The organism is Clostridium sp. MT-14, assembly GCF_042436595.1.
GTDB classification, from domain to species: Bacteria; Bacillota; Clostridia; order Clostridiales; family Clostridiaceae; genus Clostridium_B; species Clostridium_B aromativorans.
The window spans coordinates 86,700-111,712 of record NZ_JBHMIY010000002.1 but is presented as its reverse complement, the minus strand read 5'-3'; the positions used below and the strand labels follow the sequence as shown (position 1 = coordinate 111,712).

Annotated in this window: 23 protein-coding genes, 1 pseudogene and 1 riboswitch; of the genes and pseudogenes, 20 read left to right on the top strand and 4 right to left on the bottom strand. The window is 38.2% G+C overall.

The annotated features are described in order from the left end of the window. Nucleotides 1-2: 2 nt before the first annotated feature. From ACFHWD_RS02405 to ACFHWD_RS02395, 3 genes are read right to left on the bottom strand one after another with little or no spacing between them, the layout of a single operon-like run. Nucleotides 3-1,142, bottom strand: coding sequence for a S1C family serine protease (locus ACFHWD_RS02405; protein ID WP_150356897.1), 1,140 nt, complete (start codon nucleotides 1,140-1,142; stop codon nucleotides 3-5). Then, nucleotides 1,129-2,454 carry an FxLYD domain-containing protein gene (locus ACFHWD_RS02400; protein ID WP_378060086.1) on the bottom strand — a complete coding sequence of 442 codons (1,326 nt, stop codon included), beginning with the start codon at nucleotides 2,452-2,454 and terminating at the stop codon, nucleotides 1,129-1,131. Before ACFHWD_RS02400 ends, ACFHWD_RS02405 begins: the two co-directional genes overlap by 14 nt. A 22-nt stretch (nucleotides 2,455-2,476) precedes the next feature. After that, the gene (locus ACFHWD_RS02395) at nucleotides 2,477-2,809 is read right to left on the bottom strand and encodes a HesB-like protein (RefSeq protein WP_150356895.1); all 333 of its coding nucleotides are present in this window, start codon (nucleotides 2,807-2,809) and stop codon (nucleotides 2,477-2,479) included. A 179-nt stretch (nucleotides 2,810-2,988) separates the two neighbouring features. Here ACFHWD_RS02395 and ACFHWD_RS02390 point away from each other — a divergent pair, with 179 nt between their 5' ends. The 7 genes from ACFHWD_RS02390 to sufU all read left to right on the top strand — a co-directional run bounded on the left by ACFHWD_RS02390 (nucleotide 2,989) and on the right by sufU (nucleotide 9,965). After that, nucleotides 2,989-4,170 (top strand): DUF4317 domain-containing protein, encoded by a 1,182-nt coding sequence (locus tag ACFHWD_RS02390; protein WP_179977811.1) that lies wholly within the window; start codon nucleotides 2,989-2,991, stop codon nucleotides 4,168-4,170. A 117-nt stretch (nucleotides 4,171-4,287) separates the two neighbouring features. Continuing rightward, nucleotides 4,288-4,399: riboswitch (SAM riboswitch) on the top strand. Nucleotides 4,400-4,521: 122 nt separating this feature from the next. Continuing rightward, nucleotides 4,522-4,683 carry a YezD family protein gene (locus tag ACFHWD_RS02385; RefSeq protein ID WP_150356893.1) on the top strand — a complete coding sequence of 54 codons (162 nt, stop codon included), beginning with the start codon at nucleotides 4,522-4,524 and terminating at the stop codon, nucleotides 4,681-4,683. 221 nt (nucleotides 4,684-4,904) lie between these two features. After that, nucleotides 4,905-5,651 carry a Fe-S cluster assembly ATPase SufC gene (gene sufC, locus ACFHWD_RS02380; protein WP_150356892.1) on the top strand — a complete coding sequence of 249 codons (747 nt, stop codon included), beginning with the start codon at nucleotides 4,905-4,907 and terminating at the stop codon, nucleotides 5,649-5,651. A gap of 29 nt (nucleotides 5,652-5,680) precedes the next feature. Then, entirely contained in the window at nucleotides 5,681-7,087 is a 1,407-nt protein-coding gene (sufB, locus tag ACFHWD_RS02375; RefSeq protein WP_179977809.1) for a Fe-S cluster assembly protein SufB, read from the top strand. Nucleotides 7,088-7,098: 11 nt separating this feature from the next. Next, a complete protein-coding gene (sufD, locus tag ACFHWD_RS02370; RefSeq protein WP_378060082.1) occupies nucleotides 7,099-8,274 on the top strand; it encodes a Fe-S cluster assembly protein SufD in 1,176 nt (391 codons plus the stop codon). Continuing rightward, complete coding sequence (locus ACFHWD_RS02365; RefSeq protein ID WP_150356889.1) at nucleotides 8,267-9,529, top strand: cysteine desulfurase; 1,263 nt, start codon at nucleotides 8,267-8,269, stop codon at nucleotides 9,527-9,529. Before sufD ends, ACFHWD_RS02365 begins: the two co-directional genes overlap by 8 nt. Next, nucleotides 9,516-9,965, top strand: coding sequence for a Fe-S cluster assembly sulfur transfer protein SufU (gene sufU / locus ACFHWD_RS02360; protein WP_179977807.1), 450 nt, complete (start codon nucleotides 9,516-9,518; stop codon nucleotides 9,963-9,965). The genes ACFHWD_RS02365 and sufU overlap by 14 nt, the downstream gene beginning before the upstream one ends. A 68-nt stretch (nucleotides 9,966-10,033) precedes the next feature. Here the strand turns inward: sufU and add are convergent, their stop codons facing one another. Next, complete coding sequence (gene add, locus ACFHWD_RS02355; protein ID WP_150356887.1) at nucleotides 10,034-11,074, bottom strand: adenosine deaminase; 1,041 nt, start codon at nucleotides 11,072-11,074, stop codon at nucleotides 10,034-10,036. A 238-nt stretch (nucleotides 11,075-11,312) separates the two neighbouring features. Here add and ACFHWD_RS02350 point away from each other — a divergent pair, with 238 nt between their 5' ends. The 13 genes and pseudogenes from ACFHWD_RS02350 to ACFHWD_RS02290 all read left to right on the top strand — a co-directional run bounded on the left by ACFHWD_RS02350 (nucleotide 11,313) and on the right by ACFHWD_RS02290 (nucleotide 24,980). Further along, a complete protein-coding gene (locus ACFHWD_RS02350; protein ID WP_150356886.1) occupies nucleotides 11,313-11,468 on the top strand; it encodes an aspartyl-phosphate phosphatase Spo0E family protein in 156 nt (51 codons plus the stop codon). Nucleotides 11,469-12,049: 581 nt separating this feature from the next. Continuing rightward, a complete protein-coding gene (locus ACFHWD_RS02345) occupies nucleotides 12,050-12,682 on the top strand; it encodes a class I SAM-dependent methyltransferase (RefSeq protein WP_150358029.1) in 633 nt (210 codons plus the stop codon). 3 nt (nucleotides 12,683-12,685) lie between these two features. Then, nucleotides 12,686-13,828: a PLP-dependent aspartate aminotransferase family protein gene (locus ACFHWD_RS02340; RefSeq protein ID WP_150358027.1), complete on the top strand. Its 1,143-nt coding sequence runs from the start codon at nucleotides 12,686-12,688 to the stop codon at nucleotides 13,826-13,828. 45 nt (nucleotides 13,829-13,873) lie between these two features. Continuing rightward, the gene (locus ACFHWD_RS02335) at nucleotides 13,874-14,785 is read left to right on the top strand and encodes a PLP-dependent cysteine synthase family protein (RefSeq protein ID WP_150358026.1); all 912 of its coding nucleotides are present in this window, start codon (nucleotides 13,874-13,876) and stop codon (nucleotides 14,783-14,785) included. 70 nt (nucleotides 14,786-14,855) lie between these two features. Beyond that, nucleotides 14,856-16,151, top strand: a complete 1,296-nt coding sequence (locus tag ACFHWD_RS02330; protein WP_378060078.1) for a LysM peptidoglycan-binding domain-containing protein — start codon at nucleotides 14,856-14,858, stop codon at nucleotides 16,149-16,151. Between the two features lie 385 nt (nucleotides 16,152-16,536). Continuing rightward, nucleotides 16,537-16,716 (top strand): hypothetical protein, encoded by a 180-nt coding sequence (locus ACFHWD_RS02325; protein ID WP_179977805.1) that lies wholly within the window; start codon nucleotides 16,537-16,539, stop codon nucleotides 16,714-16,716. 259 nt (nucleotides 16,717-16,975) lie between these two features. Beyond that, a complete protein-coding gene (locus ACFHWD_RS02320; protein ID WP_150358023.1) occupies nucleotides 16,976-17,227 on the top strand; it encodes a TM1266 family iron-only hydrogenase system putative regulator in 252 nt (83 codons plus the stop codon). 229 nt (nucleotides 17,228-17,456) lie between these two features. After that, a complete protein-coding gene (gene hydE, locus ACFHWD_RS02315) occupies nucleotides 17,457-18,575 on the top strand; it encodes a [FeFe] hydrogenase H-cluster radical SAM maturase HydE (RefSeq protein WP_150358022.1) in 1,119 nt (372 codons plus the stop codon). Between the two features lie 70 nt (nucleotides 18,576-18,645). Continuing rightward, nucleotides 18,646-19,386: pseudogene (locus ACFHWD_RS02310) on the top strand (nitrogenase iron protein NifH); the annotation flags it as partial. A 1,358-nt stretch (nucleotides 19,387-20,744) separates the two neighbouring features. Further along, nucleotides 20,745-21,893 carry a nitrogenase component 1 gene (locus tag ACFHWD_RS02305; protein WP_179977803.1) on the top strand — a complete coding sequence of 383 codons (1,149 nt, stop codon included), beginning with the start codon at nucleotides 20,745-20,747 and terminating at the stop codon, nucleotides 21,891-21,893. Continuing rightward, entirely contained in the window at nucleotides 21,890-22,654 is a 765-nt protein-coding gene (locus ACFHWD_RS02300; RefSeq protein ID WP_150358019.1) for an AAA family ATPase, read from the top strand. The genes ACFHWD_RS02305 and ACFHWD_RS02300 overlap by 4 nt, the downstream gene beginning before the upstream one ends. Continuing rightward, nucleotides 22,647-23,936, top strand: a complete 1,290-nt coding sequence (locus ACFHWD_RS02295; RefSeq protein WP_236035212.1) for a nitrogenase component 1 — start codon at nucleotides 22,647-22,649, stop codon at nucleotides 23,934-23,936. Before ACFHWD_RS02300 ends, ACFHWD_RS02295 begins: the two co-directional genes overlap by 8 nt. Then, nucleotides 23,937-24,980, top strand: a complete 1,044-nt coding sequence (locus ACFHWD_RS02290) for a nitrogenase component 1 (protein ID WP_150358017.1) — start codon at nucleotides 23,937-23,939, stop codon at nucleotides 24,978-24,980. It begins immediately after the preceding gene. The last annotated feature ends 33 nt before the right edge of the window (nucleotides 24,981-25,013 follow it).

Below are 25,013 nucleotides of genomic sequence, written 5' to 3'. Positions count from 1 at the left end.
ATTTATTCTTGAGGTGTGCTTTTGCCGCTCAGGATCTTAAGATTATTATTTTCATATCCTATGGTATACACCACATTGTATTTACTGACTTTCGAATTTGATGTATTTCCTTCAACAGCCTGAATTACAGCGGAAACTTCTATGTTTCCATTTTCTGTCCCATGACAGATCATATTGTCTATTTTTACAGATAAAGTTTGAAGGTAGCCTTTTCTAAAGTCTTCATAGGTAGTACTTTGCTGCCAGTTTGCTCCAAGTAAAGAATAGGCAGTTACATAGTCATTGGAATTTAAACTGTTGTAGAAATATGAAACTAAATAAGCGGCATCCTCTGTGGAAAGCTTTGAATCTCCAGTTGAAGCAGTATTTTGGGATGAAAATTTATAGGTATTGGGATTAGCTGCCCAGTTGTCTATCATGGGAATAACTTGAGTTATTGGTATGCTGAAACCTATGGATTCATCGTCTACTTTTGCAGAGTTTATACCTATAACTTGTCCTGTGCTTCTATCCAAAAGAGGGCCTCCGCTGTTGCCTGGAGATACAGGGGCAGAAATTTGGTAGACATTTTTATACTGGTAATTTTCTAGGTTGAAATTTCTATTCAAACCGCTTATTATACCTGTAGTAGCTGTATTCTGAAGACCAAGAGGGCTTCCAAGGGCTATTATCTCATCTCCTATATCAGCCTTTTTGTTTTTTGAAATTTTCATCGGACTTTTTCCTTTTAAGTTATCCACCCTGACTAAAGCTATATCTGTAAGCTCACTTTTACCTATAAGCTTACCTTTATATGTTGCGGTATCGGCCATCTTTACAATTATGGCGGAGCCGTCTTTTACCACATGTGCATTAGTTACTATATCTCCTTTTGTATCATATAAAAAACCAGAGCCAGTTATATTTCCACTGCTATTCTTTACTTCTAAAGATACCACTAATTTTTGATTTTCATGTATTATTGTCTTTAAATCCTTGGATTTGGGTGTGCCGAGTACTTCAGACACATTTCCCAATTTAGATGAACCTCTGGAGGATTTAAGACTTATATTTTTATGTATAGCAAAACATGCTGTAATGCCAATTACTAAGAAGGTTATTGTGGTAAGAAGAGAAACTATAAAAATTTTATTTATTTTCATAACTATCCTCCTGCGGCAATATCCAGGTTATTTTTGTGATTTTAATGTGATGGCCTTTTGACATCCCATATTCTGTATTTTCAAATTGACCTGTGTCATTTATAGATAGGTAATTGGGATATACATAGGTAGAATCGTTTCCAAGTTCGGCATTACTGGAATTATATATGGTATAGTATATTTGTATAGAGCTGATGGGCTTTGTAGCTATGTTTTTGATAGTTCCTTTAATTACGAAATCTCCGTATTTATTTATATTAGTAGAAGTAGAAACTACCTCTACTGCATTGGTTTTATTGTTTTTGTTCTCCAGGGCAGCTGAAGCCATGGCGTTCTGAATTCTAGTCTGTTCAGCTGTTTCAAAAGAATTTTTCTCGGATATTATGACCTGTTTAAAATTGTTGAGTTTTTTATCATTTGGATTATAAACGATACCTTTGTCTATAGTTTGAAGGGCAGAGGTGAAATCATTGTTTTTCAAATATTCATTCGCAGTGTTGTAAGCCACAGCGCTTATTCTTTTTCTAAGTTCTGAAGCAGTTTCACTGGCCTCTTTCACATTGTAATTGGATATTTTGTTTAGCAGTCCAGCTAAATCCTCTATGCTGCTTTTATTATTCATTTCATTTTTTATTTGTAATACAGTTATGCCCATTTTCTTATTTTCTATATTTTTATTTAACAGGGAATAAAAAGCTCCGGTTTTATCCGATATTAAATTAACAGCTTCGTCTAATTCATTTAAAGCCCCATTGTAATTTTTATCCTTTATATAACTATCTACGGCACTTATATGTAAGTTTACAGCTTTGCCATCCTGCAAAAATATTTTATCTGCTTTTAGGGTTTCATTATTTGGACGTAAACTCAGGGCCTTGTCTATTATTGAATACGCACTATATATATTTCCCTGAAGAGCTATATTTTCGGCAGTAGTTCTATTTTTTTCAACATTTTTAGAAACAGAGGCTTCATATAAATAATAAGTGCAGGTTAAACTCACGGCAAGTACTGCTGACAAAAGGGGCATTGCTATATTTATATTTTTATAAAATGGAATTTTACAACAGGTATTATCTCCAACTTTCTTATTTAAACTAAAATTTGTTGTATTGTCTTTTGATTTATCTAAAGCTAGGGCGTTTAACTGATCCTCTTTTATATTATGCTTTAAGGCTTGTCTGATATTATGAATTTTAATTGTACTTTCATTTAAATTTTCTATTTCCAGGTTTTTATTTAACCTGGTTCCGCATTTTTCACAAAATAGAGCTTGATTAGAAACCTTGGCTCCACATTTATAACAAAACATTCTAGTATTCTCCTTAAATTTATTAATTTTTACATCCATTGCAGTTTTCACAGTCTGGAAGGTTAGGTTTAAATACGGGTTCTATAGAAAAACTTCCGAGTCCGTTTTCGCTTCCACATAGGAATATAAAACCACTAAACTGCATGAATAAGTTTTTGTCTACTATAAAATTTATATCCTTTATTTGCTGAGTCAAATCATTGTCGTTTTTTTTATCGGCACTCATGTTGAAATGAGGACCGTGACAGGACATACCATCTAAATAAATTCTTATTGTAGAATAGGTAATATTATTCTCAGTCAAAAATTTTTTAAATTCATTGTAAGCTGTATTACTTATTTTTATAAAATTCATATAAAATCCTCGCTTAATGATCAAATTTTTATAATTGTACAGATATACTTATATGTATTGTACCAAAAATTTTATAATTGTACTATAGTAATTTATTCATAGCAAATATTATTATATTTTGTTAAAATAAGTATGTATAGAATGGGATTAGAACTTATTTTTAGAGCGGAGATGTAAAAATGAACAAAAAAGATTTGGCGAATATAAGAAAAGAGTTTAAGTTGGGAAGTTATATGCTTCCTATTAAGGAAGTTTACAGCGTATATTTAAAAAAAGATAATGGAGAAATAATAACCAGGGAACTAGAGCATTTTGAAATGATGGAAATAGAGAAGAGGGAGCTTTACCTGAATAATTTCAAAAAGGTGCTTACAGGTTCTCTGGATTCCAAAATATTTGAATTGGATTTTAAGGAAACGGATGGGAAAGAAGGCCATGAGGTTGGTGAAAGCACACAGCAGATATTGTATGGTGCTTTGAATTCTGGGAAGAGTGCGGCTGAATTTGGAGATAAGATAGTGGATAAAATATCTAAAAATTATACCTATGATACGGATGTAGTGATAAATTTTATAAAAGCAGAGTATTATAACAGCAGAAAAAATAAGAATGGAGATGAAAGTGATGTAGAAGATTATGTTCAAGCTGTGGAGTTTATATTGTGCAGTGTAAACAAGGTGGAAATTCCCAAAAAGGTATTGAAATTTGATTATACCGAGATGAAATTCAAGCCCAATTCTGCACTGGATATGATCGTGAATTTAAATTCTCCTCTAGACGGATTCATGTTTCCAAGTTTTACATGTGAATATGTAGATGTGAACAAGATAATATATTATTCTTCTAAAACGAAGCAGGTTAACGGCACTTTTGTAGAAAAAGTCCTTGAGTGTACTGTAAAACCCACGGCTGTAGAAGAAAAAGAAAGTTTTAAAAGTATACTGGGTACAGTGACAGGAGGCAGAATAAAGCCGGATATCATGAAGGATGTATATGAAAGAATAAATGAAAAACTTGATGGAGGAGATAGGGAAGAGGAGGCAGTACTGGATGTAAATGAAGTTACCAGGGTTTTAAAAGAAAGCGGCCTTAAACATATACAGTCCGTCAAAAGCGCCTTTCAAGAGGTATGTGGTGGAGATCATGAATTTAAAGCCAGAAATGTAATCCCTGATTTTAAAAGTAAATCTGTAAAGATTGAAAATGAAAATACAAGTATAATTATAAGGCCTCAAGATCTGGGTAGTGTAAAGCAGGTAATAGACAAGAGAGGGAAAAAATGTTTATTGATAGAACTTAAAGAAGATATGGTTATAGACGGGCTTAATTTGGAGACTGAGAAAATGGAAGATTATATCTAATTGAAAACAATTCTTTTAAGGATAAAATTTTAATGTTAAACTTCTTAATTTGATTAAAAATTAATTTGACCGTAAGAATGTTATAAGGTATAATTAAAGTCAATAATTTAATATTAACCCTTATCAAGAGAAACTTAGGGAATGGCCCGATGAAGTTTCAGCAACCCATGTATTAATTGGTACATGTAAGGTGCTAAGTCCATCAGAACACAGTTCTGGAAGATGAGGTAAATATAAAACTTCAACTTGAACATTTTATATTTATTATAATATAGAAAAATCCTCTTCTTCATAAAAGGGGATTTTTTAGTTATTAATTTATAAATTAATGTAAAAGGGGGCAATATGAAAATGGGAGAAAAAACTGCGCGAAAAAATAACCAGATCTCAGAACAGTACATTAAAGAGATATTGCAGTCATTGAAGAGTATAAATTATGGTTCAATAACTTTGGTGATTCAAGATGGAATAGTAATTCAGGTAGAGACAAAAGAAAAAATAAGACTAAAATAGAGATTGAATAAACTTAAGATATTATCAGAAAATAAAAACTTTTAGAGAAAAATATAAAATGATATTTTAATTATTGATTATCCTTTAAATAAATAGTAAAATGTAATCAGATACAATGTTGAGTATTTAAGTCGGATATTTTATCCTGATGCCCATTTATAATGGGATTGATTTTTGGAATTAAATATGACTTAAATACTCGGATATAAAGGAGAGGTATAATGGGAAAAAAGTTACTGGAAATAAATAAGCTGAAAACGGAAGTTGAAGGTAATGAAATATTAAAAGGACTTGATCTAGAAATTGGCAAGGGTGAAATACATGCCATAATGGGTCCCAATGGGGCAGGGAAATCTACTCTTGTAAATACTATAATGGGTCATCCTAAATATGTAATATCATCAGGAGATATAGTATTTGATGGGGAAAAAATAAATGATTTAAAGGTGGATGAAAGGGCAAGAAAGGGAATATTCATGTCTTTTCAGTATCCGCAGGAGATACAGGGAATAACTGTTGAAAATTTTTTACGCAATGCTAAGGCTGCTGTTACAGGTAAGAGAGGTGGAATATTGGCATTTAGAAAAGCTTTAAAAGAAAAGCTAAAGCTTTTAAAAATAGATGAAAGTTATGCTAAAAGATATTTAAACGTGGGGTTTTCAGGTGGAGAAAAAAAGAAAAATGAAATACTCCAGATGGCGGTACTTGAGCCCAAGCTTGCTATGCTGGACGAAACGGATTCAGGACTTGATGTAGATGCAGTTAGAGTAGTATCGGAAGGGGTGAGCAAACTCCGAACAGAGGATAACTCCATACTTATAATTACACATCACGATAGTATATTAGAATATTTGAAACCGGATTACGTTCATATACTTGTAGATGGAAGAATAGTTAAAACTGGTGATGCATCTTTAGCTGAGGAAATAGAGAAAAACGGATATGACAGGTTTAAGGCATTGGCTTAACAGGATGTTTTAAAAGAGAGGTGTTTTTATTGGAAAAAGAAAAAACTCATATAGAAGATATAAGAAGAAATATTTATGATATAAAAAATGAAGACAAATCCAGTTATAAAACTGGCTCGGGTCTTACAAAAAAGATAATAGAAGAAATATCAGATGAAAAAAACGATCCTGAATGGATGAGGGAGTTTAGACTTAAATCCTTAGATATTTACAATAAGATGCCTATGCCGTCCTGGGGACCTGATCTTTCGGATCTGGATATGAATAACATAGTTACCTATGTAAGGCCTGATACCAGCATGAAACATGATTGGAAGGATGTGCCCAAAGATATAAAAAGAACTTTTGATTTACTTGGAATACCTAAAGCGGAGCACGAATCCCTGGCAGGTGTGGGTGCACAATATGATTCGGAGATAGTCTATCACAATGTAAGCGAGGAGCTGAAAAAGCAGGGCGTTTTATATATGGATATGGAAACGGCTATAAGGGATTACGAAGATCTGATAAGACCTCTTTTTATGAGGCTTGTGCCTCCAACAGATCATAAATTTGCAGCACTTCATGGAGCAGTTTGGTCTGGCGGCTCATTTGTATATGTTCCTGAGGGAGTTCAAGTTGATATACCAATACAATCTTATTTTAGATTAAATGCCCCTGGTGCAGGACAATTTGAACACACCCTTATAGTAGTTGAAAAAGGAGCAAAAATTCACTATATAGAGGGATGTTCGGCACCTAAATACTATGTAAACAATCTACATGCAGGTTGTGTTGAGTGTTATGTGAGAGAGGGAGCTTCATTAAAGTACAGTACTATAGAGAATTGGTCAAGAAATATGTACAATTTAAATACCAAAAGGTGTGCAGTGGATAAAAGTGGGCATGTAGAATGGGTTACAGGTTCTTTTGGATCTAAAGTATCCATGTTGTATCCTATGAGCATACTGAGGGGAGAGGGAGCAAGATGCGATTTCACAGGAATAACTTTTGCAGGTGCCGGGCAGTATCTGGATACTGGCTCTAAAGTAGTTCATGCAGCTCCAAATACTACGTCAGTGGTAAATTCTAAATCCATTTCCAAGGATGGTGGAGTTTCAATTTACAGAGGCCTGTTGAGTTCTACTAAAAATGCAGTTAACTCCAAGTCCAGTGTATCCTGTGAATCATTGATGCTTGACAGTGAATCCAGATCGGATACTATACCTATTGTAAGTGTGGCAAACAACAATGTTGATATAGGACATGAGGCTAAAATAGGTAGAATAAGTGACGATGCCATTTTTTATCTTATGAGCAGAGGTCTTACGGAAGAAGAGGCAAGAGGGATGATAGTTACAGGATTTGTTGAGCCTGTAGCAAAGGAACTTCCACTTGAATATGCAGTGGAAATGAATAATTTGATTAAATTAGAATTAAAGGGAACCATAGGATAAGGAGGTAGTTTATGATAGATAATAGGGGAAATTTAAGCAAAAGTAAGAGAATAATTTCCGAATTGCAAAACAAGAAGGAGTTTAGACTAAATCAGGCCTATGTACCTACATGGAAGCATCTTGGATTAAATAATTTTCACCTTGATAATTATAAGTTTCCTGAAATAGAGGCATATGATGCAGGGTATATGGATTTTAAGGCTGAAGATTTTGAGGGGGTAACCTTAAAATTCATGCAGGAGATTGATGGAGAAAATCTTGCTCAATATTCTAGTTTTAAAGATGCTACTTCTGTATCAAAAGATTTTGTCAGACTTGGGGAGAACGGATTTAATTCAGGAATATTTGTAAAAGTTCCAGAGAATAAAATTTTGAATTCGCCTATAAGACTTAATTTCAATTTAAATGAACACAACCCTACAGTTATAGATCACAACATAATTGTAGCCGAATCAAATAGTAAAATTACTTTAGTGGTGGATTATTGTACTGAAAATAAAGACATAGATGCATTTCACAATGGTTTGACTAAAGTATTTGCAAAGAGCGGCTCAGTAGTAGATGTTATAAAAGTTCAGAGGATGAATGATAAGTCAACCCATTTTGATTCGAATATGGCTCAGGTGGAGAATGGAGCAAAAGTAAATTGGATTACTGTAGAGATGGGAAGCCATATAAATGTTACAAATTATAATTCGGATTTAAAAGGGGAATACAGCAGTGCAGATATATATTCAGCCTATTTAGTTGATGGAGACAGAAGACAGGATCTTTACTATACCACCAATCATTTTGGTAAAAAGAGCACAAGTAATATGGTCATAGAAGGGGTACTGAAGGATAGAGCCAGAAAAGTTTTTAAGGGAAATATAGATTTTAAGAGAGGCTCATCTAAATCCAAGGGAGCTCAGGCTGAAGAAGTTCTTCTTTTAGATCCAACAGTTAAGACGGATACTATTCCAATACTTCTCTGCCAGGAGGAAGATGTGGACGGACAGCATGCAGCAAGTGTAGGCAAAATAGATGAGAATCAACTTTTTTATTTGATGAGCAGGGGCTTTGATTATGGTGAAGCGGAAAAATTGGTTATAGAGGCTAGATTTAATCCTATATTTGATAAGATTCCAGCAGAAGATTTAAAAAAGTTTTTATCTGAAGAACTTAAAAGGAGGATTATAAATGAGTAATGGAAATGTAATACAGGAGAGTATAGATGTAAAGAGGATAAGAAAGGACTTCCCAATACTTTCTATAAAAGTGAAGGGTAATGATCTGGTGTATTTTGACAATGGAGCAACTACACAGAAACCACTTTCTGTCATAAAAGCCGTAGAACATTATAATGAGAATTTAAATGGAAATCCCCACAGAGGTGCCCACTATCTTGGAGTCACGTCTACAGAGGCTTATGAGGGAGCTCGTGAGAAAGTAAGGGCTTTTATTGGAGCAGAGAAATCCTCTGAGATAATATTTACAAGGAATACTACAGAATCCTTAAATTTGATAGCTTATAGTTATGGGCTGAATTTTGTAAATAAGGGAGATGAAATAGTAATTGCTATTTCAGAGCATCACAGCAATATACTCCCTTGGCAGATGGTAGCTAGAGTAAAAGGTGCAGTGCTTAAATATATGTATACTAATGAAGAGGGAAGAATAACTGAAGAAGAATATAAAAGTAAAATTACTGACAAGACAAAGATTGTATCCATTGCTCAGGTGTCAAATGTACTTGGAACGAAATATCCAGTTAAAGATATTGTAAAATACGCTCATGAAAAAGGAGCTGTAGCAATAGTAGATGGAGCACAGAGTACACCTCATATGAAGGTGGATGTATCTGATCTTGATACGGATTTCTTCGTATTTTCAGGTCATAAAATGCTAGCTTCTATGGGAATAGGAGTACTTTATGGAAAAGAAAAATTTCTCCTTGAAATGCCGCCTTTCCTAGGTGGTGGTGATATGATAGAATATGTTACAGAACAAGATGCTACTTTTGCAGAGCTGCCTTTTAAATTTGAAGCCGGCACTCAAAATGTGGAAGGTGCAGTGTCTCTCGGTGCAGCTATTGACTATTTAAATTCAATAGGACTTGACAAGATTGAAGCCTATGAGGAAGAACTTACGGAATATGCACTTAAAAAAATTTCAGATATAGATTATGTGACGGTTTATGGCCCTAAAAGTGCCAAGAATAAAGGTGGAATTATTTCATTTAATGTAAAAGATGTTCATCCTCATGATGTAGCAACTATATTAAATAATTACGGAGTAGCAGTTAGATCAGGACATCACTGTGCACAACCTCTTATGAAACATTTAGGAATCCAAGCATCTTCCAGGGCTAGCTTTTATTTTTACAACACTTATGAAGAAATAGATAAATTTATAGAAGCCCTTAAGAATGTTAGGAAGTGGTTGGGATATGGACGATCTTAGTCTTGTGTATTCTGAAATAATAACAGAACATAACCAGGATACCACTAATAAGAGAGAGCTGAAAAACCCTGATTTAAAAGAAAGAGGACATAATCCCAGCTGTGGAGATGATATAACTCTTTCATTGAAATTCAAGGGAGACATTATAGATGATATAGCTTATGAGGGAAGCGGATGTGCCATATCTCAGGCTTCAACATCTATAATGATAGATTTGATTAAAGGTAAAACTATTGAAGAAGCTTTGGATTATGTTAAGACATTTATAGGAATGATAAAAAAGGAAATTACAGATGAAAAAGAGTTGGAAAAATTAGAAGATGCTATAGCACTTAAAAATATATCCATGATGCCTGCCAGAGTGAAGTGTGCAGTCCTCGCCTGGCATACATTAGAGGAAGCTATAAAAAAAAGAAAGAAGGGTGTCTCTGAATAAGCTGTATTCAAAACCCAGAGCACAAATATCAAACTCCATTATTTGATATTTGTGCTCTATTTTTTCTGTTAACTGTCAATTGCTTTTGTATTGTTTATAAAAGAATAGTAGTCATTTCTCAAATTGTTTTTGTCTTCTTCAGAGGCAAAAGAACAATTTATTCCATTTTCAGTGACCTTTTTTATATCTTTGAAATCGAAATTTTGGTATTTTACAAGATATTTAAATTCCTGAATTATATCTGTGTTTGACACAGTGATATTGTCTGTGTTTACTGTTACCATAATATCCTCATCCAGGTATTTCTTTATTGGATGTTCTCTGTAGGAATTTACGGCAGATGTATTCACATTGCTGGTTATACATACTTCGAGAGGAATTTCATGCTCTATCAGATATTTAAGGGTTTCTTTGTCTTTATATGCATAAGTGCCGTGGCCTATTCTCTCTGCATGTAATATTTTTATAGATTTTAATATGTTTTCTGAAATACCCGTTTCGCCTGCATGGATTGTACGGTGAATGCCGTATTTTCTTGCTAAATTAAAGGATTCACTGTGAATTTCTGGAGGAAAATTTGTCTCATCTCCTGCAAGATCTATGGCAGCTACTCCCCTGGAAAAGTATTTTTTAGCTAATTCAACAACTTTTATCCCAAGTTGAGGAGACTCCTGTCTTAGGATGCATAGTATTAAATTTGACATGATCCCTAAATTTTTTCTACCGTAATCCATGGCAGAAAGTACGGTTTCTATGACCTGTTCAGGTTTTAAATTGCCAGCTAGATGATTAAAGGGGGCAAAACGAATTTCTATGTATTTAATATTTTTTTTAATAGCATCTTCCAGCAATTCGGTAGTCACTCTGTATATATTTTTTTCACTTTGCATAATTTTTATAGGTAGATTGAATTTATCAAGATATTGTTTTAGAGAATTGCATTTCCCAAGAACTTTAACTTGTTTTTCAAGAGTATTTAAATCGATATCTGAAGTAAGTATATTTTCTTTAGATGCAATGTCTAAGATAGTTTCGGGTCTTAAACTGCCGTCTAGGTGACAGTGGAGGTCTGTCTTTGGAATAAGTTCTAATATTTTATCGAGATTCATTATACTATTCTCCTTGTCAGATATTTTTGATATATCAATATTATATACCTAATTATATACCTAAATATTAATATACAATAGAAAGTATTTGAAAAGGTTATATAAAATGTTAATTTTAACTCTTGATATTATTGTATTTTTCTGGTATATTATAAAAGGTTTGTGTATTGCAATATTTATACAATAAAGTAATACACTAAATAAGATTGTTAGAATTTATAAGAAAGATGGTAAATTTATGGAACAAATAGAACGATTAAGGGAAAAATTAAATTTATTGGTTATTGAAAGTGAGGATCTCTACAAGGGAGAAATATTGGAGATAAGTCAACAGTTGGACAGGTTAATTTATCTCCAATATAGGAAAGTCAATGGTTCTGAGATAAGTATCTGATATTTGCAGTTTGTATTTTCTCTGTCAGTTGTGGATTGAAAATAGTGGTAGCCATTGAATAAAAGTATCGGGTAATTTGGTAACATTTTATAAGAATGAGTATATAATAAAATTAAAATATAGAAGTATTTGCAGTTAATTAAATTTTATGTTGTAATTTTTACTTGATCAAAATAAATTTATATAGTATTATAAGAGTGTAAATTTAATTCATAGTGAATTACTAAGAATTACGATGATGGGAAGAGTAGGTTACACAAAGTTATAAGAGAGAGTTTCCCTCGGGTGTGAGGAAACTTTAACTGGTGGTAATTGAATTGCATCTTGGAGTACTGGATTGAACGATAGTAGATTTCAGCGGAAACGTCCGTTAAAGCGTTGAGGTATGATTGTACCAATAAAAAAAAGAGTTTTGTCATGTAAATTTAATTTATTTTATGTGATATAAACAGAGTGGAACCGCGGAAGTAAACCTTCTGCCTCTGTATTGAGGCAGAAGGTTTTTTTATTTTTCAAATTCCGGAATTTGAAAAATAGTATGAGTAAAAATTAATTTAATATTTATTAGGAGGTTAATTATGATGAATTCAGTATCGTATTTTGATTCCATTGCAGATAAATGGAATGTGATAAGGTCAGAGTATTTTGAGGATAAACTAAAATATATTGTGCTCTCTAAGTTTAATATAGAAGATAAAATATGTGTGGATTTAGGATGTGGGACGGGATTTATTTCATTGGTTTTAGCTGAAAGTGCAAATTTGGTGTTTTCTATTGATAACTCGAGAAATATGTTAAAGCAGCTGCATGATGAAGCTGTAAATAGAAAGATTAAAAATATATATCCAATAAAGGGATCTATAACGGATATTCCACTATTTGACGAATCCATTGACGCTGTGTATATAAACATGGCATTACATCATGTTGTGGATGCAAGAAAAGCAGTAAAAGAAGCTTACAGGATTTTGAAAAAAGACGGGACATTTATCATAGCGGATGTAAAAGAGCACAATGGAGAGTGGGCAAGAACTGAAATGCATGATAAATGGCTGGGATTTTCCAATGAACAGATAAGTACCTGGCTTGCCGAAGCAGGATTTAGTGGAATAAATTTTGAAAATACAGAGTTAAAATGTAAGGCCTATTCAAGTAAAGGCGAATATACTGAAACTGGAATATTTATAGCAAGTGGAATTAAGAAGGGAGAATAAATTATGGAGATTGAGTCATTGTTAATACACGGAGGAATAGATGGAGATAAAAGAACAGGGGCAGTCAGTGTACCTATATATCAAACTTCTACCTATAAACAGGAGGCGCTTGGCAAAAATAGCGGTTATGAGTACTCTAGAACGGGAAATCCAACTAGAGAAGCTCTGGAAAAATTAATTGCAGATCTGGAAGGCGGATATAGAGGTTTTGCATTTGCTTCTGGACTGGCAGCTATATCGGCGGCTTTGATGCTTTTCAAAAGCGGAGATAAAATAATAGTTTCCAGTAATGTGTATGGAGGAACTTTCAGAGTTATAGATAAAATATTCAAGAACTTCAATTTAAATTATGTACTAGTGGATACCAGTGATCTGCAAAAAGTAGAGGAAAGCATTACTGAAGATGTAAAGGCAATATTTATTGAGACACCTACCAATCCACTTATGACCATAACGGATATATATAAGATAAGTGAAATAGCAAGGAAAAATAAGGTGTTAACTATTGTGGACAATACGTTTATGACACCTTATCTTCAAAAGCCTATAAAACTAGGTGCAGACATAGTGATCCACAGTGCTACTAAATATTTGGGCGGTCATAGTGATCTGATTGCTGGCCTTTTGGTGGTAAATAATGAAGAATTAGGAGAAAGGGTTCATTTTATTCAAAACTCAACGGGAGGCATATTAAATCCTTTTGACAGCTGGCTTTTAATAAGAGGAATAAAGACATTATCTGTTAGAATGGATAGGCACAATGAGAATGCCGAATATGTGGCCAATTTTTTGAAAGAGAATCCGCTAATAGACAAGATCTATTATCCTGGGTTTTCAACTCATCCTGGATATAAACTTCATAAATCCCAGGCTTCAGGGTATGGTGCAATTATATCCTTCGTTTTAAAAGAGGGTATAGATATAAATAAATTTTTTAAGGGATTGAAGCTTATAACCTTGGGCGAAAGCTTAGGAGGAGTTGAATCATTAATATCTCATCCAGCTACAATGACTCACGCAGCAGTACCCTATGAAATAAGACAAAAAATAGGAATAGTGGATAATTTGATTAGATTGTCCGTAGGACTTGAGAATAAAAAAGATCTAGTAGAAGATTTGAAAAATGCATTGGAATTTTCTAAATAAAACAGCATAATTGCGCAATGTGAAATGTGGTGGAGGGTTAACAACATGATATATTATAATGATATAAAAGAGATGATAGGCAATACGCCCATGTTAAAATTAAATAATTTTGATATAAAAGACGGTGTGTCTATATTTGCTAAATTAGAAAATTTCAACCCCGGAGGCAGTGTAAAAGACAGGATTGGGGCGTATATGATAGAAAGTGCAGAAAAGAGGGGAATTTTAAAGAAAGGGTATACTGTAATAGAAGCAACTGCAGGTAATACTGGCTTGGGTATTGCCCTGGGAGCCCTCAACAAAGGCTATAGAGTTATATTTGTAGTTCCAATGAAATTTTCTGTTGAAAAACAAACTCTTATGAAAGCACTTGGGGCAGAAATAGTAAATACTCCTGAAGATAAGGGAATGATTGGGGCTATAGAAAAATCACAAGAGCTCCTTGAAAGTATACCAAACTCAATTTCATTAAAGCAATTTGAAAATGCTGATAATCCACAAGCTCATTATTTAACTACAGGTCCTGAAATATATTTGGATATGGAAGGACGAATTAATTATCTTGTAGCAGGAGCAGGTAGTGGAGGTACTTTTACAGGGGTTGCGAGATATTTAAAGGAAAAAATAAAGGATATAAAATCAGTTCTGGTAGATCCGGAGGGATCCACTTTAGGTGGCGGCGAGGAAGGTCATTATGCGGTTGAAGGCATAGGAAACAATTTTGTTCCCTGTACCATGGACATGGATCTAGTTGATAAAGTTATAAAAATAAATGATGAAGAGGCTTTCGATATGGTTAAGAAATTAGCAAAAAAAGAAGGATTAATAGTGGGATCCTCTTCAGGTGCTGCAATGGCAGGAGCAATAAAATTGTCAAAGACTATAGAACAGGGAAATATAGTAGTTATATTTCCAGATAGAGGAGATAGATATTTTAGTAAAAATATTTACAATTAGTTCTAGAACAGAAATATAATTTACGAATATAATGGTTAATGATAGTAAGTGAAAAAGGAGTACTACGTTTTTGAATATATATGTAGTTCGTTCAGGCGATTCTATATGGTCCATAGCCCGTAGGTTTGGTGTTATTCCCGACAGCATAGTGGATGTCAATGGTCTTCGACCGGAGGAAAGTCTAGTAGTGGGGCAATCCCTTGTAATCCCTAGCGCAGAAAGGGCATACATGGTTAGACCAGGTGATTCTATATGGTCCATATCCCAAAAATTTGGAGTTTCTGTAGACAGCATAGTTCAGTTAAATAACATTGTAAATCCTGCATCTATTCATCCAGGCATGGTAATAAGAATACCAGAGAATTCAAAAAATTATGGTGTAATTGAAACCAATGGATTTATACAGCCATCCACTGCTGAACGGGAAAGAGCTGTAGTGAACAATGTAGGTCTCTATTTAACCTATGTAACGCCTTTCAGTCATCATGTCACTGAGCAGGGTGAACTTACACCTCTTAGGGATGAGACCATAATTGAAGCCGGCAGAAATAACAGAGTAGCACCATTGCTTTCAGTAACAAATATATCTGGTGCAAATTTTGATACTGATTTAATATCTGCCATATTAAACAATGAAAACCTTCAGGATACTTTGATAAACAATATAATTGATACCATGGATGAAAAAGAATATTATGGAGTTGTAATAGATTTTGAAAGAATTCCGCCTTCAGATAGAGAAAGGTACAATAATTTTCTTGAAAAGCTGGTATCAAAAGCTCATCCCCTGGGATATGTAGTCGGCACCGCACTGGCACCTAAAACATATGATGTAACCTCTGGTGCATGGCATGGAGCTCATGATTATGCTTCCCATGGCAGAATAGTGGACTTTGTTATAATAATGACTTACGAATGGGGTTGGTCGGGAGGCCCTCCTATGGCCGTAGCGCCTCTCAACGAGGTTAGGAGAGTAATAAATTATGCTGTGAGCGTAATTCCGCCTAATAAGATATTGATGGGCATACCCATGTACGGTTATGACTGGACATTACCCTATACGCCTGGCGGTGAATTTGCAGAGAGCATAGGACATCAGGAGGCAGTGAACAGGGCAAGAAGATATGGGGCAGAGATAAAATTTGATGAGAGAGCGCAATCTCCATATTTCAATTATGTGGATGAAGAGGGAAGAGAACATGTGGTTTGGTTTGAGGATGCGAGAAGTATACAGGCAAAGTACAGGTTAGTCAATGAATACGGCCTCAGAGGAGTAAGTTACTGGACGCTGGCTCAGCCTTTCCCTCAAAATTGGTATATATTGAATAATATGTTTGAGATTACGAAGGTTATACCTGCTGAGTAGGTTAGTGTGTCTACGAATTTGTGTAAAACAATGTGGATTATGATAAAAATTAATTTGGAATTACTATGGGATATATTCCTGTAGTAATTTTTTTATTTATAGTTTTTATATCAACTAATTTTTCCTCATCACGAATACATTCTAGAAATGAATTTATTTTATATTCAGCGATGTCGACTCTAAGTGAAAGGTTGATGAATCCGTTTTCCCTGTATCTTTTTCCACATAGTTCTGTTATTGTCTACAATGTTTCTGGCTTTAATAGAATTACGGGATATGATATAGTTTAAATGTAATAAGAAAAATTGTATAAGGGTACCTCTTCTTTAGTTATGGGTGGATCATGGTTAATAATGTCTGCGTATGAAGAAGAGGTGATGCGTTTATGTCAGAAGGATATTTAGTATTGTTCTTTAGTTTATTTTCAATCACTGTTATTTGTATAGTGGCATTATCTGATAAAAAATCAGATATTAAAATCGAAAATAAAATAACTTTGAGACCTGATGAAATATCATCCGGTACTAAAGTAAACATAAATAATTCCAAAAAGAATAATAGATAGTCCCTGACAAGACCTATCTATTATTTAAACTATACAATTTACTAAGCAGACTAAATTCATAATCCACCCTCTTATTACTAATAGTATATCATAAAATATAGGGATTATACAGTAGAAAATTTTAGTGTAAATGGAGTTTGTTTATAAGGGCTTACTCCATCTTAACCTTAATTAACGGTATTCTTATTATTTGACTTTTTACTGAAATTGAAATATAATCAATATCATAAAAGAATTGGTAAATTATGAGGTGGTGCCGATGGAAACAAGAGTGGCCATTATCGCAATCATTGCGGAAAGCAGGGAATGTGCAGAGCAGATCAATGATCTGTTGCATGAATACGGTTCCTATATTATTGGGCGCATGGGACTTCCCTATCGTGAAAAGGGAATCAATATTATTAGCATCGTGATTGATGCTCCGCAGGACAAGATCAATACTATTGCGGGGAAAATCGGTCGAATTAAAGGAGTTACTGCAAAAACGGTATATTCTAATGTTACAAATTAATAATTAAATCAAACAAATATCAGCCTGACGTCAAAATTTTTTTGAGACGAAAGATCGATATAGCTGTTAAATATGAAATAGCCGTATCCGTCAGGATACGGCTATTATTTGTCTAACCGAAATAAACCAGAAGCTTATAATAAGGGGAGGTAATGACTTTACCCAAAATAACCGGAGGCGCTGTGGAAGTTGGACGCTATGGTAAATGACAGAGAAGAGGTGGTGGGCGATGACGATTCAATTGAATGACGCAAATGACGCGTCGAAACTGACTGACTTTTTGAATAATGCCTGTAAAAGGGAACTTTCTGAAATATTGAGGTTTTTTTTACAGAATGCACAGACGGAGGTGCTTTCTCTGCTTGCCTGTCGTGCGGAAGAAATCAGGGAAAAATACTATGATCGAAAAATATATTTCCGCGGGCTTATAGAGTTTTCAAGTTTCTGCAGAAACGACTGCTATTACTGTGGTATTCGAAGAAGCAATTTTAATGCGCGCAGATACAGACTCTCAGATGAGGAAATCCTAAACTGTTGTACAATCGGATACAGGCTTGGATATCGGACTTTTGTATTACAGAGCGGTGAGGATATATATTATACCGATGAACGGATGTGCCATATTGTCTCAGCCATCAAAGCCAGTTTTCCTGAGAGTGCGGTTACGCTTTCATTGGGAGAAAGGAGCCGAGACTCATATAGGCGGCTTTTTGACGCCGGTGCAGATCGATACCTTTTGCGGCATGAAACGGCCGATGAAGCACATTACAGAAAGCTTCATCCGCCTGAACTGAGTCTCAGAAACCGTATGCAGTGCCTGTATAATCTCAAGGAAATAGGCTATCAGGTTGGTTCTGGATTTATGGTGGATTCACCTTATCAGACGTATGATACACTGGCTGAGGATTTTATATTTCTTCGAGATTTACAGCCTCATATGGTAGGAATAGGTCCTTTTATTCCGCATAAGGACACTCAATTCGCAAATTATTATGAACCTTCGTCAAGGACGACGCTGATATTGCTCTCGCTTTTAAGGTTTCTGTTGCCAAAATCGCTGCTTCCTGCAACGACTGCACTTGGTACTGTTGACCCAATTGGCAGGGAGAAAGGTTTTCAGGCAAGTGCTAACGTGGTTATGCCAAACCTTTCCCCGACGGAGCACCGCAGAGATTACTCTCTCTATGATAATAAAATCTGTATGGGTGAGGAATCAGCGGAATGCTTCCACTGCCTTGCCGGCCGGATACAAACCGCCGGCTTTGTTCCAGACTTCTCAAAAGGGGACCATTTTGATCGGCAGATGGAAGTACCAAACTCTGATCCCTGCCCTACAACAGAAATGTGAGAAAATATAACAATGATTTTGCGCTGAAGTATAATTTCAGTGCAGAAAAATTATGCAGGAGGTGGAAAAAATGATTAAGTTAGCTGTATATGGAAAAGGTGGTATCGGGAAATCAACCACGGTTTCAAATCTGGCGGCGGCGATGGCTGAAAAAGGGCTCAGGGTCATGCAGATAGGCTGTGACCCGAAGGCAGATTCCACCGCCATCCTTCACGGCGGTACAAAAATACCCACTGTGTTGGAGCTTGTGAGAAAATATAACAATGATTTTGCACTGGATGATATGGTATGCGTCGGCTTTGACGGAGTAATCTGCGTTGAAGCGGGTGGACCTTTGCCGGGGCGTGGCTGCGCGGGACGAGGTATCATCGCCGCACTTGAAAAGCTCGCCCAGAAGGGCGCATATGAAACATACAAACCAGACGTTGTAATGTATGACGTGCTCGGAGATGTGGTCTGTGGCGGATTTTCCATGCCCATGCACGGTGGCTATGCCGATAGTGTATTCATTATAACATCTGGAGAAAATATGTCGATTTACGCAGCGGCAAATATTGCTATGGCTGTGGAAGATTTTAAAGGCCGTGGCTACGCTTCTCTCGGCGGGCTGATCTTAAATCGCCGAAACGTAAAAAACGAGGAGAAAAAGGTGAAAGAACTGGCGGCTGATTTCCATACAGAAATCGCCGGAGCGCTTGATTTGAGTGAGACTGTACGAGATGCGGAACTGCTGAATAAGACAGTTATCGAAGCCTTTCCAGACAGCAAAATGGCTTCTCAATACCGCAGCCTCTCTGAAAATATACTGCACATGCATAAGCAAAAGAGAAGGAGAAACAGTGTGCTGAAAAAAATCAATGGAAAAGCAGGTATGATCGGAGAGGAAATAAGAATACGTGATGCCGAATTTCCGTCACCGTTTCTCTCCGGGCTGGAATACAATGCACCGGCCAGGGGACCATGGAACATCGTGCATACGGGGATGCTGATACCACAGTCGCACCAGGTATTCGTTTGTGCCGAGGGATGTCTGCGCGGTGTCATTCTCACCGCGGCTGAGATGAACGCCATGGATAGGATGTCCTGGGTTTCGGTTCATGAGAACGACCTTTTGGATGGCAGTATGGAGCGGAATATTGTCGATGGTACGGCTGATATTCTGAATAAAATGGATACGCTTCCACCGGCTGTGCTTGTGTTTATCAGCTGTATCCATCTTTTTACTGGTTGTGATTTCAAAGTAGCTCTGACTGAACTGAGCACGCGTTTTCCCGGCGTTGATTTTGTTGAGTGTTATATGACTCCCACGATGCGCAAGAGTGGACTGACAATGGATCAGATTATGCGCCGACAGCTGTACAGTCCATTAAGATCGGTGCAGAAGAATAAAAAATATGTCAATATCATCGGAAACGACAGGCCCACTGATGAATCGAGTGAATTTGTTTCCTTAATACGCGGCGCAGGCTTCGAGATCAGGGATATTGCACTCTGTAAAACTTATGGAGACTATTTGAAGATGGCGGAAAGCGCCGTCAATATTACATATCTTCCCGCAGCGTTTGCTGCTGGTGAGGAACTTTGTCAAAGGCTTGGACAGAATCATCTGTATCTGCCGCTGAGTTATTCGTACAAAGAAATCATGGAAAATTACAGGAAACTTTCTAATGTTCTTGAAATTAAGATGCCAGATTTCTCGGATGCCATGGACAGAGCGGACAAGGCGCTTAAAGACGCATACCGTATTATTGGAAATATACCGATTGCCATCGACTACACCTCGACACCGCGTCCTCTCGGATTAGCTCGCCTGCTTGTGGAACACGACTTTGCGGTGAAAAAAGTCTATGTGGACAGTTTTCTCGATGAGGACGGGCGGGATTTTGTCTGGCTGAAAGAAAATAAACCGGAACTTGTGCTGTCCTCGACGGTTCACCCGAAGATGCGGTTTGCCGCTCATGGCAGCCATGATGAAAAAGTTTTGGCTATCGGCCAGAAGGCTGCGTATTTCAATGAAACAGGCCATTTTGTAAATATCGTGGCAGGCGGCGGAATGTACGGTTTTGATGGGATCGTCCATCTTGCCGAAATGATGACCGATGCATATCTGCACGAAAAGGACGTGAAAACGGTCATCCAGTATAAAGGATTGGGGTGTGAGAGCTGCTTATGAGACAGACGGCAAGAATTATATCAACTTATACGGCGGATATTTCGGGTGTCTGCTCCGCTCTCTTTGAGCTTGGGGGAATGACTGTAATTCATGACGCATCGGGATGCAATTCTACATATACAACGCATGACGAGCCCAGGTGGTATGATCTGGACAGCATGATCTATATATCCGCACTGACGGAGACGGAGGCCATCCTGGGTGACGACAATAGATTGATTGGCGATATTGTGAATACGGCTGGGGAACTTTCGCCGAGGTTCATCGCCATATGCGGTTCTCCGGTGGCAATGATGATCGGGACGGACTTTAAGGCAATTGCCAAGGTGATCGGTGAAAAGACCGGTATCCCGACCTTCGGCTTGAGCACAAATGGCATGCACTCCTATCTTACCGGTGCTTCCTGTGCATTGGAGACTGTCGTGAAGTATTTTTGCCATGGAGATGTTGCCAGGTCTAAAGATCTCTCCGTGAATATTATCGGGGCAACACCATTGGACTTCTCAATAAATGGCAGCGTGGAATCGATCAAACGGTGGCTCGCCGAAAGTGGATTTAGGCTTGTATCCTGCATGGCAATGGGGAGTGATTTGGATCGTATCAGCCTGGCGGGCAGTGCACATGTCAACCTTGTTGTGTCATACAGCGGTCTTGCCACCGCAAAAATGCTGCAAAAACAGTTCGGTACTCCATACGTTGCCGGTGTTCCATTTGGAATCGGGTTTGCCGACATCCTTGCCCATGTACTTAGAAGAGCTGCAAAGAGTGGAAAAAGCAGTGTGCCCTGTGCAGAGCGGAAAAGTGGATCGGATGGCGGACTGACAGTTGTCGGCGAAAGCATATTTGCTGGATCGCTTGCACGTGCAATCGAGGTGGAATCCGGTAGATCAGTCAGGGTACTCTGTCCGCTGGAAACAACGGAAGAACTGACGGCGGAGGGGGACGTTCTCATTCCGAATGAGGATGATGCAGCGAGACAGTTTGCTTTAGCCGGCAGTGTCATAGCGGATCCTCTCTATAAGCCGATATGTCCGGATGACGTATCGTTTTACAGTCTGCCGCACGAGGCATTTTCCGGAAGGTGCTACCGGGAACAAATACCGAATTTGATTAATAGAAAGCTGAAACTGGAGGAAACGATATGATAAAAATAGCTGTTTACGGGAAAGGTGGAATAGGAAAATCAATGATTACGAGTAATCTAAGTGCTGCATTTGCTTCTCTTGGGAAAAAAGTAATCCAGATTGGCTGCGATCCGAAAGCGGATTCGACGATCAACCTGCTTGCCGGGAATCGGGTCATGCCAGTTATGGATTATTTGCGAAAATTCGACCGAGAGCCGGATCATCTGGAGGAAATCACAAAAGAGGGCTTTGGGCATGTCTTGTGCATCGAGACCGGTGGGCCGACTCCGGGGCTCGGGTGTGCGGGCCGTGGAATCATTACGACATTCAGCTTGTTGAACGATCTGGATCTTTTTGAAAAATACCGCCCCGATGTTGTCCTTTACGACGTGCTCGGAGACGTTGTGTGCGGTGGATTTGCCGCACCGATACGGGAGGAGTATGCATCAGAGGTGCTGATCGTTACTTCCGGTGAAAAAATGGCACTTTATGCTGCAAATAATATCAACACCGCCGTCCATAATTTTGCCGACCGCAGTTACGCAAAGGTGCGCGGCATCGTATTTAATCGTAGAAATGTGGATCATGAGGAGGAAAAAGTCCGGGCGTTTGCCTTAAATGTCGGTCTGCCAATTGTTGCGGATATTCCGAGAAGTGACGATATTATTCGATACGAAGATATGGGGAAAACTGTCATAGAGGGGGATGCTTCACTGCCTGTAAGCTGCAAATTTTTCGACCTGGCAGAGTTATTGTCTGGGGATGAAGAAACCGATGAATAAGGCATATTACATAAGCGCCGAAGAACTAGTGCACCGTGGGTATTCCGATATACCAGATGAGCTGCTTTCGTCTACGCACTTGATTTACAGTTCACCTGCAACGCTGGCGTTCAACTCTCCGGGCGCACAGGGTTTCGGCGTCAAACGTGCTGGACTGGCCATCCCAGGCTCCGTAATGCTGCTTATTTCACCGGGCTGTTGCGGAAGAAACACAGCTGCACTCAGCCAAAAGGGCTATGAAGAACGATTTTTTTACATGACGATGGATGAAACTGATATTGTCACAGGGCGGCATCTGACCAAAATTCCAAATGCAGTTAAGGAGGTCTGTGAGGCATGTGATACGGTGCCAACGGCTGTCATGATCTGCATTACCTGTGTTGACGCACTGCTTGGAACGGATATGGAACGTGTATGCAAAAGGGCATCTGAGCATGCGGGAGTTCCCGTGATTCCATGCTATATGTATGCACTGACACGGGAGGGGCGTCTACCGCCCATGGTCGCGGTGTGCCAGTCCATTTATTCCCTGCTGAAACCTGTCCCTAAAAAGCCGGATGCAATGAATATCATCGGATATTTTTCGCCGCTGAGGGACGACTGCGAGCTGTATGCTCTCCTAAGACAGGCGGGTATACATCAGATCCGTGAAATTTCCCGATGCCGGGATTTTGGTGAGTATTTGACCATGGCTCAGGCGAACTTCAATCTTGTTCTGAGCCAGGAGGCGAGACATGCCGTGCTGGACATGGAAAAAAAGTTGAATATCCCGAGTATTGAACTGACAAGGATGTATCAGCTGGACAAAATACGCAATCAGTATCATCTTTTCGGTCAGGCCTTGGGTGTGACCTTCGACGACCGAAAATATTACAATATGGCATCCGCATCAGTTGAAAAATTTCGCAGTGATCACAACAATGTCACGTTCGCGGTAGGTGAATGGGCAAATGCCGACCCCTTTGAGTTGTCACTGGCGTTAATCCGATATGGATTCGCGGTTTCCGAAATCTACGGCACTGTGGGCGATGTGAATTTTGCCTACCTCAAAAAAATTGCACGGCTCAGTCCGCAGACAAAAATTTATTCCAATCTTTCTCCGACCATGCTCTATTACGACTCAGATGATTCGAACGTAAACGCCGTCATTGGCAAAGATGCGGCCTATTATCATCCGGGATGTGTCGGAGTTGACTGGAATGAGGAACTCCAACCCTTTGGATATGCCGGTGTGACGGCACTTTTTGAAGCGCTCGATACAGTATTTAGCAAGGAGGACTGAATGAATATGATTAAATATCTGTCGCCGTTCGCTCCGGATATATCCGGAGCCGTATCGGTACTCTTCGAACTTGGAAGTCTTATTGTGATCTGTGATGCAGGTGGATGTACCGGGAACGTATGCGGCTTTGATGAGCCGCGCTGGTTCCAGAAAAAAAGTGCCATTTTCAGTGCTGGGCTGCGGGACATGGATGCGATACTCGGATGTGACGAACGGTTGATTACAAAACTGCAGGATGCCGTATCAAAGATAGACGCAGCGTTTACGGCGATTATCGGCACACCTGTTCCGGCGGTCATAGGAACGGATTTTCGTGCACTTAAGCGCATGGCCGAGAAAAGGACTGGACTTCCGGCAATTACTATTGAGACGAGCGGGACCAGCCTCTATGATGAGGGGGAAGAGAGCGCCATGCTGAAACTTTTTCAGGGCTTTGCCACGGAGGGCTTTCCGGTAAAACGCGGCACCGTCGGCGTGCTGGGAGTGACACCGCTTGAATTTTCTAGCCTGCAGGCCGGGGAGCTTATGGCTTCGGCGGTGGAGCACAGTGGCCTTGGCAGGGCCGTTTGCTATGGAATGGGCCGCGGTCTTGACAGTGTACAGCACGCCTCTGCCGCAGAAAAAAACCTGGTTGTATCTCCTGCTGGCCTTAAAACTGCGAAATACCTGAGATCAACCTTCGGGACACCGTATACCATAGGTTGTCCCCTCATTTCGAAAAATCTGAAGGAAAAGTTAACAGGACTTGCCGGAAAACGGGTGCTTGTGATCCATCAGCAAATACTGGCAAACTCGGTACGCAATAGAATACTTGATAGTGTCGATGCCGACGTGACGGTTGCATCGTGGTTCATGCTGAAGGATGATTTGAAGCAGAAGGGGGACTTCAGACTCACGGACGAGCGGCAGTTTGCCGCTGCTGTGGAAGACGGCGGCTATAACGTGGTTATCGGTGACAGTTTTTTGAAACGTGCACTCAGGCACTATTATGGCCAATTTATTGATTTTCCGCATTTCGCAGTATCCGGCAGACTAGAAGAATGAACCGTGTAAAGCGGTGGTATAAAGAAAGGGAGT

Excerpts from the sequence above, each read along its gene's own strand:
- ACFHWD_RS02405 (WP_150356897.1), bottom strand. The coding sequence starts at position 1,142 with ATGAAAATAAATAAAATTTTTATAGTTTCTCTTCTTACCACAATAACC.
- ACFHWD_RS02400 (WP_378060086.1), bottom strand. The coding sequence starts at position 2,454 with ATGTTTTGTTATAAATGTGGAGCCAAGGTTTCTAATCAAGCTCTATTT.
- ACFHWD_RS02395 (WP_150356895.1), bottom strand. The coding sequence starts at position 2,809 with ATGAATTTTATAAAAATAAGTAATACAGCTTACAATGAATTTAAAAAA.
- ACFHWD_RS02390 (WP_179977811.1), top strand. The coding sequence starts at position 2,989 with ATGAACAAAAAAGATTTGGCGAATATAAGAAAAGAGTTTAAGTTGGGA.
- ACFHWD_RS02385 (WP_150356893.1), top strand. The coding sequence starts at position 4,522 with ATGGGAGAAAAAACTGCGCGAAAAAATAACCAGATCTCAGAACAGTAC.
- sufC (WP_150356892.1), top strand. The coding sequence starts at position 4,905 with ATGGGAAAAAAGTTACTGGAAATAAATAAGCTGAAAACGGAAGTTGAA.
- sufD (WP_378060082.1), top strand. The coding sequence starts at position 7,099 with ATGATAGATAATAGGGGAAATTTAAGCAAAAGTAAGAGAATAATTTCC.
- ACFHWD_RS02365 (WP_150356889.1), top strand. The coding sequence starts at position 8,267 with ATGAGTAATGGAAATGTAATACAGGAGAGTATAGATGTAAAGAGGATA.
- sufU (WP_179977807.1), top strand. The coding sequence starts at position 9,516 with ATGGACGATCTTAGTCTTGTGTATTCTGAAATAATAACAGAACATAAC.
- add (WP_150356887.1), bottom strand. The coding sequence starts at position 11,074 with ATGAATCTCGATAAAATATTAGAACTTATTCCAAAGACAGACCTCCAC.
- ACFHWD_RS02350 (WP_150356886.1), top strand. The coding sequence starts at position 11,313 with ATGGAACAAATAGAACGATTAAGGGAAAAATTAAATTTATTGGTTATT.
- ACFHWD_RS02345 (WP_150358029.1), top strand. The coding sequence starts at position 12,050 with ATGAATTCAGTATCGTATTTTGATTCCATTGCAGATAAATGGAATGTG.
- ACFHWD_RS02340 (WP_150358027.1), top strand. The coding sequence starts at position 12,686 with ATGGAGATTGAGTCATTGTTAATACACGGAGGAATAGATGGAGATAAA.
- ACFHWD_RS02335 (WP_150358026.1), top strand. The coding sequence starts at position 13,874 with ATGATATATTATAATGATATAAAAGAGATGATAGGCAATACGCCCATG.
- ACFHWD_RS02325 (WP_179977805.1), top strand. The coding sequence starts at position 16,537 with ATGTCAGAAGGATATTTAGTATTGTTCTTTAGTTTATTTTCAATCACT.
- ACFHWD_RS02320 (WP_150358023.1), top strand. The coding sequence starts at position 16,976 with ATGGAAACAAGAGTGGCCATTATCGCAATCATTGCGGAAAGCAGGGAA.
- hydE (WP_150358022.1), top strand. The coding sequence starts at position 17,457 with ATGACGATTCAATTGAATGACGCAAATGACGCGTCGAAACTGACTGAC.
- ACFHWD_RS02305 (WP_179977803.1), top strand. The coding sequence starts at position 20,745 with ATGAGACAGACGGCAAGAATTATATCAACTTATACGGCGGATATTTCG.
- ACFHWD_RS02300 (WP_150358019.1), top strand. The coding sequence starts at position 21,890 with ATGATAAAAATAGCTGTTTACGGGAAAGGTGGAATAGGAAAATCAATG.
- ACFHWD_RS02295 (WP_236035212.1), top strand. The coding sequence starts at position 22,647 with ATGAATAAGGCATATTACATAAGCGCCGAAGAACTAGTGCACCGTGGG.
- ACFHWD_RS02290 (WP_150358017.1), top strand. The coding sequence starts at position 23,937 with ATGAATATGATTAAATATCTGTCGCCGTTCGCTCCGGATATATCCGGA.